This window comes from Winogradskyella pacifica, assembly GCF_003386275.1.
In the GTDB taxonomy this organism is placed as follows: Bacteria; Bacteroidota; Bacteroidia; order Flavobacteriales; family Flavobacteriaceae; genus Winogradskyella; species Winogradskyella pacifica.
Genome location: NZ_QREI01000011.1, coordinates 110247 through 121981, shown reverse-complemented (window position 1 = coordinate 121981; position 11735 = coordinate 110247). Strand labels below are relative to the sequence as shown.

At 33.0% G+C, this 11735-nt stretch carries 14 protein-coding genes; 6 read left to right on the top strand and 8 right to left on the bottom strand.

The annotated features are described in order from the left end of the window. Positions 1-57: 57 nt before the first annotated feature. The 5 genes from DFQ09_RS18030 to DFQ09_RS18010 all read right to left on the bottom strand — a co-directional run bounded on the left by DFQ09_RS18030 (position 58) and on the right by DFQ09_RS18010 (position 3472). Positions 58-330 (bottom strand): DUF6520 family protein, encoded by a 273-nt coding sequence (locus DFQ09_RS18030; RefSeq protein ID WP_115812896.1) that lies wholly within the window; start codon positions 328-330, stop codon positions 58-60. A gap of 79 nt (positions 331-409) precedes the next feature. Beyond that, a complete protein-coding gene (locus DFQ09_RS18025; protein WP_147298370.1) occupies positions 410-1378 on the bottom strand; it encodes a hypothetical protein in 969 nt (322 codons plus the stop codon). A gap of 137 nt (positions 1379-1515) precedes the next feature. After that, positions 1516-1962 carry a MauE/DoxX family redox-associated membrane protein gene (locus DFQ09_RS18020; protein WP_115812892.1) on the bottom strand — a complete coding sequence of 149 codons (447 nt, stop codon included), beginning with the start codon at positions 1960-1962 and terminating at the stop codon, positions 1516-1518. A 92-nt stretch (positions 1963-2054) separates the two neighbouring features. Continuing rightward, on the bottom strand, positions 2055-3083 hold the full coding sequence (locus tag DFQ09_RS18015; RefSeq protein ID WP_115812890.1) for an AraC family transcriptional regulator: 1029 nt from the start codon (positions 3081-3083) through the stop codon (positions 2055-2057). A gap of 14 nt (positions 3084-3097) precedes the next feature. Then, entirely contained in the window at positions 3098-3472 is a 375-nt protein-coding gene (locus DFQ09_RS18010) for a DUF7793 family protein (protein WP_115812887.1), read from the bottom strand. Between the two features lie 202 nt (positions 3473-3674). Between DFQ09_RS18010 and DFQ09_RS18005 the strand changes: the two genes are divergently transcribed. From DFQ09_RS18005 to DFQ09_RS17980, 6 genes are all read left to right on the top strand, one after another. Beyond that, entirely contained in the window at positions 3675-6077 is a 2403-nt protein-coding gene (locus tag DFQ09_RS18005) for an aminotransferase class I/II-fold pyridoxal phosphate-dependent enzyme (RefSeq protein WP_115812885.1), read from the top strand. A gap of 26 nt (positions 6078-6103) precedes the next feature. Then, on the top strand, positions 6104-6943 hold the full coding sequence (locus DFQ09_RS18000; protein WP_115812883.1) for an RteC domain-containing protein: 840 nt from the start codon (positions 6104-6106) through the stop codon (positions 6941-6943). A 274-nt stretch (positions 6944-7217) separates the two neighbouring features. Next, complete coding sequence (locus DFQ09_RS17995) at positions 7218-7496, top strand: helix-turn-helix domain-containing protein (protein WP_115812881.1); 279 nt, start codon at positions 7218-7220, stop codon at positions 7494-7496. A gap of 8 nt (positions 7497-7504) precedes the next feature. Then, complete coding sequence (locus tag DFQ09_RS17990) at positions 7505-8152, top strand: hypothetical protein (protein WP_115812879.1); 648 nt, start codon at positions 7505-7507, stop codon at positions 8150-8152. Then, complete coding sequence (locus tag DFQ09_RS17985) at positions 8136-8792, top strand: P-loop NTPase family protein (RefSeq protein WP_115812877.1); 657 nt, start codon at positions 8136-8138, stop codon at positions 8790-8792. Before DFQ09_RS17990 ends, DFQ09_RS17985 begins: the two co-directional genes overlap by 17 nt. 11 nt (positions 8793-8803) lie before the next feature. Continuing rightward, a complete protein-coding gene (locus DFQ09_RS17980) occupies positions 8804-9922 on the top strand; it encodes an exonuclease/endonuclease/phosphatase family protein (protein WP_115812875.1) in 1119 nt (372 codons plus the stop codon). On the opposite strand, the gene DFQ09_RS17975 is transcribed toward DFQ09_RS17980, so the two are convergent. Genes DFQ09_RS17975 through DFQ09_RS17965 form a run of 3 tightly spaced genes read right to left on the bottom strand, consistent with a single transcriptional unit; the run spans position 9919 to position 11714 of the window. Further along, positions 9919-10713, bottom strand: a complete 795-nt coding sequence (locus tag DFQ09_RS17975; protein WP_115812873.1) for an ImmA/IrrE family metallo-endopeptidase — start codon at positions 10711-10713, stop codon at positions 9919-9921. The genes DFQ09_RS17980 and DFQ09_RS17975 overlap by 4 nt on opposite strands. Then, positions 10706-11044 carry a hypothetical protein gene (locus DFQ09_RS17970; RefSeq protein ID WP_115812871.1) on the bottom strand — a complete coding sequence of 113 codons (339 nt, stop codon included), beginning with the start codon at positions 11042-11044 and terminating at the stop codon, positions 10706-10708. Before DFQ09_RS17970 ends, DFQ09_RS17975 begins: the two co-directional genes overlap by 8 nt. Then, positions 11031-11714, bottom strand: coding sequence for an RNA polymerase subunit sigma (locus DFQ09_RS17965; RefSeq protein ID WP_115812869.1), 684 nt, complete (start codon positions 11712-11714; stop codon positions 11031-11033). The genes DFQ09_RS17970 and DFQ09_RS17965 overlap by 14 nt, the downstream gene beginning before the upstream one ends. Between the last annotated feature and the right edge of the window lie 21 nt (positions 11715-11735).

The window sequence follows — 11735 nt, the reverse complement described above, 5'->3', positions numbered from 1 at the left end:
AGGAGCTTATAAAGCTCCTTTCTTCATTCTAAAATAAACTTAAGAAAACTTTCTTTATCAAAGATTTCTTTTCAAAGGTAACGGACAAGAAGTTCCTGTTAACCGTTTAGCAATAACCCCTGGCGAATAAAAACAAGTCTGCTCTCCATCTATACTACAATTAGGTACTGACACCTGATGACAAGGGTTAGTAGCAGATTGATAAATATACCCTTGCATAGAGGCATTACTATCTATCTGTACATTATCCACAGTAGTAAAAGCACTTGCGGTTATGGCAAAAACAACGGCCAAAACCGGAACTAAAATTTTAACTTTTAATGATTTCATGATTATAAAATTTAATTAATATTTTGATCTACTCTATTTTACAGGTTTTCGATCTCCCCCCTGCTACCGGCCAATAGTATTATTTAGACTGCATATTTTCTGTTTGAGGATAGTTCCGAACCAAATCTTTATTAAAAAAATGCTCTCTAAGCCCATAAACTGATAACTTGTTATCAATTAAGGCCACCAAACTATTATTATATATCCCAAACTCTTTAGCACTCTCTTTACCTATATTGTATATATAAAAACTAAATTCATAAGTCTCCCTATCCCAATTGTATACATCTACAATCAAAGCTTCTTTTAATACGTCCTTACTTTCATATTTTCCAAGCCTATTTGAATTTATAAATAGAAAATCATCGTAAACAGTTACCATATTGTTGACTATCAATGGTGGAGCGCTCATTTTAGAAGCACCATTATTATCTGTTTTTGAGATTCTAATTTGAGCTTTTTTCACGGTATCAATAGTCCTCGATCTTTTTAATAGATTTAGGTTTGAATCCATAATCATAAACTCATTACGATAAAAGTAAACGTATCCAAGAGTCTTATAATCTGGAGAAATAGTCATTAGGCCATCTACATCAAAGGTTCCGTCAATTTGTTTTTCAAGTATATCAGAACTCAAAAGAACTTCGAAATCTTCTTTAATATTCTTTTCAATTAACCCGAGCGTAATCATTTGCGTTTTGCTACTTATTGTACTCATAAATACTCTATTAGTATCAATAGGAATTGATTGATCAAAATATGCTTTATCTTTCATCCATAGACTAGCTTTCCAATCTCCTATTTTCCCTCTAAATATATAAGGCACACTTCCATCCATCATAAAAAAATATGGTGGATACATTTTCACCTTTATGGACCGAAATGGTAAGTCCACTCGGTCTAGTTTAATTTTGATACTACTGGTATCTTTAGTCTTAAGATTTACTTGTAAAAGATGTAGAGGAGCTGTCTTATTTCCTAAGTATAAATTTCCAGTGTCAAAACCTGCTATATAATAAGAATTGTATTTAATTGCTATATCGTACATCTTATAGATCGGTTGATGAGGGTATCTTCTTATAAATGCATTATTTCGATGTACTTCATGTTCAGATATCATGAACAAGATCACCACAAAAGCACTGCTCAAAATTCCAAGAATTATTAGTTTGACAAGTCTTCTATTCATAACGTCGTATGTTTTAAGCACTCTTGTTTAGCTGAAAACAGCACCCCAATGACAGCAAAAGCCACAAAAGCTAGATTAAATATCATATGTTCTGTCCAGGTTAACTCTTCTAAAACTCCACCACACGAACAAGGAATAAAATCACTAAAATTCAGAATGAGATATATGTATGTTGTAAACATTATCATAAGCACATAGCTAGCATAAAATGCTAATACCAGTAGTCTCGGCACAAAAAATAAAATGGCTATTATATATTCTAATAAAGGAATCCCCCAAGCAACCCAATCTGCATATGCTGTAATAATTGGTGATTGCCCCAATTGTATTCTAAACTCTTCAAAATCAAGAAACTTACTATTAGCGGCGTACACAAACAATACAATAAATAAAGTACTAGTAGCTTTTATTATAAATTCGTATAGTGTTTTAGAGCTAATCATATCATTTAATTTGATATGCCAAAGTTCTACAGAAAATTTTATTCCTTAAGTTTAATCTCTTGTCTATTAAGGATTAAACAACCCAAAACCTATTATCTATCCTTTTCCGTTGAAATACTATTTTTGCGAAGTGCACTGGGTGTATAACCATATCGTGTTTTGAATGACCTAGAAAAGTGAGGCATACTTTTGAAACCTACCCTATAGGCAATTGATTTAAGCGACACATCACTATATTGTATCATCATTTGAGCTTTTCTCAACCGTTCTTGCATTAAAAACCGATGCACTGTGGTGCCGTATAATTCTTTAAAACCGTACTTTAATTTAAACTCATTAGTTCCTATTTGTAAGGCAAAATCTCTTAAAGACGGCAGCTCAGTATCTAAATTATTGATAATTATATCATGTCCTTCTCTTATTTTACGAATATCTTCGAAGCTTAATCTAAGTTTTGGTTTGGACGTTTTACTTTTGTCGTTGTCGCTAGACTTACTGTCTTTAATAACTCGCTCTTTTAAACTTGCGTCTAATTGCTTTTGAAAACTAGAACGATGAACAACCGATATCAGCGTTTTACTATATTTAGTATTGGGTTCTTGAAAGGTTGTGATATACACATTTTTAGGAATGAGTAGATTTCCTTTGGATTTAAATTTTAAGGACATAGTGGTATCAAAAAATGCTTTCTTTTTAATTTGTTTCCATGTCTTTTTCCATTTCTGAATAGAAGATTTCGCTATAAAAACCTCAAAATAGTTACCTATAATATCTTCATACAAGTACGATAACACATTACATGCTTGTTGATTAACCATTTGAATACGTCCTTCAGAGTCCAGAATAAAACTCATTTGAACAATGTCTAAAATCGTTTTTTCAGTATTTGTAAACCCCTGATGAATAATTGTATCTTGAATTTCTTCTGCCAACATGTTTAAAGTTACCACAAGCGCTTCAAGCTCATCATTCTCTGTGGAACGTTCTATGCGATAGAAGAAGTTACCAGATGCCATTTCTAAAAGCATTTGATTGATAAGCTCCATCCTTTGAGATATAACAGCATCCATCTTAATTGGTTTACATTTTCTTTTATACCTAAAGTTATGACCTAAAGTCATATCTATAGCTTAGATCATTTGTATTGCTTTAAAAAATTCAATGCCTGCTCCACAGTCGAAAAGGATTCTGTAGGGATTGGAGGTTTACTGGTACGCAGATAGAATTTAGACAACATTTCTGAAACAGGCGATTCTACAATAAAAGCGACAGCATTAATTAAGGTTGAACCTTCAATGGCTAAATACACTCTCGCCGCTTTATTGATTTCTTTAATTTGACGTATGTCGCATAGCACTGGTAGAAAAAGACCCTCATGAAGAGAAAGTCGATCCTTAACAGTATAAACCGCTGCAGGCAAATCTAATATAACATCTTTACGATATGTCACATACAAGATTCCATCAACAATTTTGTACGTAGCATACTCATTTTCAAGCGCTATTGACATAATGATTTAGAAAACTGGTTTTTGATAAACATAAATTTACAAAATAATCAACATAACAATTGTCCCTTTCTTAACTATCATTAGTCAATATGGATTAATCATTACCTACAAAGGATTAAGAGTTGCCTTAAAAGGATTTAACAGAAGTGTCTTTATCTAATTTTAAATAAAAGCTATTAAATTAATTGCAAAACAAATTACAATGGCAAAAATTAAACACAATAACTTCCTAGATACTGTAAATAATGTTTTTACAGACGCCATAGATGAAGGTGTACTCCATCTCTATGCTGAAGGAGACCATTTTTCGGGCAGAACTATTGGTGTAAAGAACCAAAACCTCTTTCATTTTGGTACTACGGGGTATTTAGGATTAGAGCAAGATCCGAGATTAAAAGAAGCTGCTATTAATGCCATTCGCAGATACGGCACGCAATTTCCATTATCTAAATCATACATTTCTAATCCGCTCTACAAACAATTAGAAGAAAAAGTTTCTGAAATGTATCAACATCCCGTTGTGATTACTAAGAATAGTACTTTAGGCCATCTTGGTGTTATTCCGAGTGCTGTAAAAGATCAGGATGCAATTATTTTAGATCATCAAGTACACTGGAGTGTGCAAAGTGCTGCTAAAGTATTAAAAACAAGAAGTGTTCCCATAGACATGATTCGTCATAATGATTTAAACATGTTGGAGGATAAAATAAAATCATACACCAATAGCCGAAAAAAGATTTGGTATATGGCAGATGGGATTTATTCTATGTTTGGGGATTTCGCTCCTATTAAAGATTTAAAAGCTTTAAGCTTAAAATATCCGCAATTGCATCTTTATTTTGACGATGTCCATGGTATGAGCTGGATTGGAAAAAATGGTACAGGTTACGTTATGAATGAAATCAATGCACTTTCAGAAAATATGCTCTTGTTTGGAACCTTGAGTAAAACCTTTGGTGCCAGTGGATCCGTATTAGTCTGCTCTAACAAGAAAATGCACAAAGACATAAAAACCTTTGGAGGGCCTTTGACCTTCTCTGCTCAATTAGAACCAGCATCTGTTGCAGCAGCCACTGCTTCTGCAGAAATTCATTTATCCCCAGAGATATATAGGCTTCAAGACGACTTAAGATTAAGAGTTCAATATTTTAACTCCTTATTAGAGCAGACAGATTTACCTGTTGTTGACAAAAACATTTCACCAGTATTCTTCATTGGAACCGGTATGCCTAAAACGGGATATAATTTTGTCAATCGTTTAATGAAGGAAGGATTTTACGTGAACTTAGGTCTCTTCCCTGCTGTTCCAGTAAAAAACACAGGTGTACGAATTACGATATCAAGACATAACCAACGTACAGAAATTAAAGCTTTGGTGGATGCTATGGTCTATCATTTACCTAAAGCACTTGAAGAAACACATACAGACTTACATCGCGTACATCAAGCCTTCAAATTAAAATCAACAATTAAGACTGAAAAAACAATAAGTAAAAATCTAAGCTTACAATTAGAAACTTCTATTTCAAAAATTGATAAACAAATGTGGAACAACTTGGTTGGGGACTGTGGTATTCAAGATTGGGACGGACTTCAATTTTTAGAGAAAACATTTAGAAATGATGTGCTAGGAGAAAATAATTGGGATTTCTGGTATCTCATTGTTTGTGATACGCAAAAGCATCCGGTCTTAGCCACTTTTATTTCCTCATCGCTTTGGAAGGATGATATGCTAGCCAACGCTACTGCGTCTAAAACTCTTGAAGAAAAGCGCAAATCAGATCCTTATTACATGACCTCAAAAGTTTTAAGTTTAGGATGTTTATTCACTGAAGGTAATCATCTCTACATCAACGCTAATCATCCACGTAAGCAAGAGGCACTACATATGCTTATGCAAACTTTAGAAACATTGGAACAGCGCTCTAATTCTAAAATGATTGCGCTTCGGGATTTTAGTATGAACGATAGCTTAAATCGTTATTTTCTTGGTCAGGGTTTTGTTAGAATACAAATGCCAAATTCATGTCGCATTAATTTAAGAGCTGATGAAGTCATTGAAGCTTATGTAGCTCGACTTTCCTCAAGAAACAGAAAACATTTGAGGAAAGACATTTTAGCTTATGAACCCTCCTTAGATATCTCAATCTTGGAAACACTCAATGATCACCAACTCAACCAAGTTCATCTATTGTATAACAATGTCCGCTTAAACAACCTTGGGCTAAATACCTTCCCGTACCCTATCAACTTGTTCAAAAACATGTCTGCGCATATCAATTGGGAGTTTATACTCATACATCATCCTGAGCAACCAAACAAAATCATTGGAGTTATGTTTTGCTATAAAAACAACAACCAAACCTATGTTCCTTCGTTAGTTGGTATTGACTATGATTACCTTAAAACCTTTCAAACTTACAGACAATTATTATATCAAACGCTTAAAAGAGCCATCCAGTTAAAATTTAAAACCATTGATTTGGGATTGACTGCATCTTTTGAGAAAAAGAAACTTGGTGCTGTGGTAGAAGAAAAATATGCCTATATACAAACTTCAGACAATTACACTTTGGAACTATTGGGACTACTAGAATGTAATTGAAATCAAATAGTTTGTTTTGTATGGTTATGAAGTACCAAGAATTAATATCAGAATTTGAAACAACGGTGGAGTCTTTGGAGTCCCGTACTGATGATATTCTGTACAAAGCAGAAAATGGTATTGCTAAAACTGAAAAGTGCATTAAAAAACTTCGAAAAAGAGTCCTTAAAAAAGGATTTAGCTCAAAAAATGAAGAAATTAGTTTTTTTAAGCATATAAAACCTCAAATTTTTAGTCGATTGATTTATTACGTTAGACTTTTTAATATTGAAAGTAAACGCCCTCGAAGTAGCTCCAAGTACCAAATAGAATATTTAAATAACCACATTAACAAATTACAAGTCTTTTTCAACGATAATTTAGAGTTCTATCACTACTATCGTAGAGGAGCAACGACTCTAGATGAAGAATATTTTATTAGAGGTAAATCTGATTTACGATTACCAACTGAATTCTTCCATTTTTTTATTGATGACCAGTTTTCTACATGTCAAGACACCACAGTAGCTACCATTATTGCTTATGATATGTTGATTGTTTATCTGCAACAAGAAATTGAAAAATTACAGTCGCATAAGGACACTAAAACCAATACAATGAAGCAAGCATCTTCAAAACTTTTTTGGACAGGAAGCAAGACAGAGTTAACCGAATTAATTTATGCACTCCACAGTAGTGGCGCCATAAATAGCGGAACTGCCGACATTAAGGAATTAGCCTCTATGTTTGAGCAGGTATTTAACATTGAACTCGGCAATTACTATCACACTTTTATAGAAATAAGAGCTAGAAAAAACAGTAAAACAAAGTTTTTGGATTGGTTGACAAAAGTACTTCTGAAACGCTTTAAGGATTCGGATGAATAATCCTAAGTTTCCCCCAAGTTGGGAATACCATATCTCCTAAACACTCCATTATTTTTAATACAAAATAGGGCAATCCATTTATTGAACTCGCCCTTCTCATCTCCAAAACTATTCAAAACTTATATTAAAAAAAACTCCCATCTCTGGATAAACTATTGAAGACCATAGAATAAACACCCACAAATTTGCATAACGAAAGTCAAATCAACAGAACAGAGACTATCAAAATGTTTAAAGACCTTTTTTTAGTCTCTTTCTTTAAAACCCTTTTATTATGCCAGCAACTATAATCACGACCGAAGATCTTAGAGAATTTAAATTAGAATTACTCTCTGATATTGAACACATTCTCAGCGAACAATCACAAGGCCAACTGAAGACATATTTAAAATCTTCAGAACTCATGGATTTACTCAAAATTAGTCCAGGCACACTACAGAACCTCCGCATAAATGGTACCCTTCCTTTTACAAAGGTTGGAGGTATTATATACTATGATGCCGCAGAAATTCAAAAGGTAATGGATAAGAACCGTGTAGACAATACCATTTAAAACGCTTTATGAACTATATAAAACATCTCAATTCAATATTTCAAGTATTCTATTTAGATAAGCGATTAAATCCAACACATGTTAGTTTATATATGGCACTATTTCAATGTTGGAACGTTAACCGGTTTCCAAAAGAATTTTATATCGATAGACAAGAAATTATGTTACAATCTAAAATTGGATCAAAAGCAACCTATCATCGCTGCCTTAAGCAATTACATAGTTGGAACTACATACATTATTTGCCTTCTCATAACCCCTATAAAGGGAGCAAAATTAGGATGCTCATTTTTGAGACAAGCTCTAAACAAGTTCTAAACAAGCATGAAACAAGCACTGAACAAGCATTAGTACCTAATACAAACATTACTAAACAAAAAGAAAACATAAATAAAACTAAGCTACCAAAAAATGAATTTGAAGTTTTTGTTTTTTTTAAAAGTAAAAACTGGCCAACGATTGAAGCTTCAAAATTTTACAATCACTATCAAGCAATTGGTTGGAAAATTGGTGGTAAAATAAAAATTGAAGATTGGAAAGCCAGCGCCAGTAATTGGATGCTTAAAGCAAAGGAACTTGAAACTAAAAAGGTAGTGTCTCATAAAAAGGACAACTTGAACACCTCAAAACAAAAAGATTATGGTCAACCCTTGTAAACTCATTGAAGAAAACATAGAATATTCTATTGGATCCTTTAATGGCAAAGAAGTGATTTACGACTTTGAAAAAATATTAATTTACCTCGATGTTAAAGGAAAATTGCTATTTGGTCACCGTTTTAAAATCTATAAAGAAGACCATGACATTATTTTAAAACTCTGCCATTACCTTATAAAAGATGAAGACAATTGCAAAAAAAATAATATTGACATCAATAAAGGCATTCTACTTTCTGGCCCTGTGGGCTGTGGTAAAACAAGCTTAATGTTATTGCTAAAACATATCGTTCCTCTACAAAAACCATATATTTTAATTCCGGGTAGAAATATTGTATTTGGATTTAATCATATTGGTTATAAAATTATTGAAGATTATGGCTGTAGGCAATTCTTTTGCTTCGATGATTTAGGTGTGGAACCTATGGGACGATATTATGGAAAAGACTGTAATGTTATGGGAGAAATTCTGATCTCGCGTCACGAGATTTTTATAGACCACAAGATAAAAACACATGCCACCACAAATCTAAATGCTGAAGAGTTGGAAGATCTATATGGTCATCGCGTCCGAAGTCGAATGCGCGAACTATTTAACCTTATTCACTTTGATGAAAACACCAATGATAAACGCAAATAAAAACCCGTATTATGAAAATCGCCACCTTTAATATTCAAAATTTATTTCACAGAGACAAAAGCCTTCTAGAAAAACCTTATGGGAAAAATCTCAACGATTGGATACGTGAACTCGATGCGCTAATGCTTCATCCTTCTAAATCGTTGAACCAACAAGACCGCATTAAAGAGTTATCATTTCTTATTGGTTTTGAAAAACCAAGTCCTCGCCCTTATGCTATTTTACGAAGAAAATCGGGATTTCTCTATATGAAAGGCTTAAGTCATTCTTTAGAAAATAAAGCAAATGATATTACCAATTGGAATGGTTGGGTGGAACTTCAAACTATTCCCATTCAAACGAAGGCAACGGATCACAAAGCACGGGTTATTGCTGATGTAAATCCTGATATATTATTACTTCAGGAAATTGAAGACAGAGCCTCTTTTGAAGAATTCAATCAGCTTATCCTTCCAAAATACGGATGTCAACCGTATTCACAATCATTTGTCATACAAGGCAATGATATGAATAGTTTAGAAATGGGTATTGCGCTTAGAGAAGGGTATCATCTTGAGTCTGTGAGAACGCACAACATCAACACCACCCTAAACGACGATGGTAAAAACCTCATCGTATATGAAATTACCACACCTTCCAAAAAAACAATTTGGCTGCTCAATGTCTACCTCATAAAAGACAAACAGGATAAAACCTATTCTGACACCATTAGAAAAAATCAAGTGACGCGAATTGCAGCGATTTATAATCAGCTTAAAGCAGAAGGTAAAACCAATATCATCATTGCAGGCACATTTAATGCACCACCTTATTGCAATTCTTTATCCCCAATAATCCAAGACACAGACTTAAAAGACATTACTAAACATCGCTCTTTTCACGTGGATTCTGATAAAGGGAATGACGCAACTTATTTTAGATTAGGTGCTTACCGTATGGGTGTCAATATTAAGCAGAACGATTATATGCTCTTCTCCCCTGCTCTATTTGATAAGATGACTTCGTGTGGTTTAAATCGTAAAGCGATGTGGCCAGAAAAACAACCACAATGGTCTATTTACAAATCTGTTTCTAATAGAAATGTTGCTGCTAGTGTGCATCCTTTGGTTTGGGGGAAGATTAAGGTTTAATCCCCCCAAATAATACTAAGAGCCTTATTCTTATATGTAATACAATGCTCAAGAAATTTTTTATTTATGTCATCATCCTTTACATACTTAAAAATATCTACAGCCCAAATCTCTTCTGTTTTAAAGATATCATCTTTGATATCTTTATAGAATTCTCCCATTACTGTATTGGGAGCTACAGTCTTTTCATAGAGAAGGTATTTATAAAGGAACCCTTCGCTACAATTATACCATTTAATCTTACCTGCCTCTCCGTAGATTATCATTATTGAATGATTCCCTATATCAGCAAACCTGAAGGCGCAAGCTGTTCGGCTAACTTTATATTCTTCTTTCAAAAAATCAATTAATCCAATATTAAATGGTTTCTTTTGAAAATCCTTATTAAATCTTTCTTCAGGCATTAATAAGCAAGATGCAAAAAAATCTGCTTCGTGTTCAATTTGATTAAATTGTTTTCGATTAGTTCTAGAGGGATGCGGCTTCAATAATCCTTTTTTCAAACCTATTCTGTGCGAATCAATGTAGTAATGCCCAAGCTCGTGTCCCAATGTAAATCGGCCTCGGGCGGAATTATGCAAGTTCCCTAAATCAGTATTTATATGAATAGAAAATTTTCCATTTTCATATAGAGTCATCCCATCAAAAGTATCTTTTCCATAACTATCATAGAATACTTTTAAACCTTCATCTTCAATAATCTTATCAAGCGGAGTTATCTTATCCTTATATTCTAAAGCAATTACTTCAGCTAGATTTTTTATGCTAAGGCTTTTGCTTTTATTAATCACTTGGATCTTGATTATGTTTTTTACGCATTTTTTCTATAATATGCTGAGGCAGATTCTGATTACCTTTTCTAGCAACCATCCTCAAACCTTCTATTTCTTTATCAACGTCACTTTCGAACATAGTAATAACCTTTGGTTCTCTATAGAATGTATTATTGATAATTGAGATTGGATCTATATGAAAATTATCTAATTTATAATTATAGTCTTCATAAAGCTTATTAAATCTATCTAATTCAAGTTCACTACTTGGGAACAGAAAACCAGTTGAACTCAGCCAAGTATCTAATTGTTCAATTTCAATAAGCTCTATTTTTTTAAGCTTTGCCATTGATAATGTTTAAATAGGTTGTAATGTGTCTTTCAGCATCTCCATAATAAGTATTTACAGATTTCTGAGTTAATGAGAGCTTTTCTCTTAACAGAGCAGTAATTGTTCGAGGTACTTTCTTTCCTTGTTTTTTGTATCCTCTATATGTAAAATAAATAATACGGTGTTTAACTGTCAATTGAGTTAAAGCCCTTTCAATTGTCTTTAATTTAGCAACAACTTCTCTTTTGGCTTCAACATTGATGATATCCAATTTTTCAGCCAATTCTTCTGCATTATTAATTAAACTTAAGTCTTCTTCTTCTGTCGGTTCTGCACAAGTATTTTCTTTTCCATACTTTATGATTTGGGTAAATACGATAGGATACATCCATAATAGTATGGCTTTATCCATATCATTGGATTTAGCTTTTTCTTTATTGAAACTTCCATATTTCCAAACTCTTGAAAAAGTGCAATGTGCTATTTCCAAAGCAACAACTTCACTGTATCCATACTTATTACAATAGATTTCTGATTTACGCTTTAATTCTTTCTCAAACCTGAAGCAAAATTCCACAAAGGCACTCTGTGCTTCTGCAGGAAATTCATCTTTGAAAGAAATATACTCAAGCAATTCTATACTAGGTATTTTTTCAAAATCTATGTCTTGATTCAGATCTGTATTCATTTATATACCAAAACGGATATA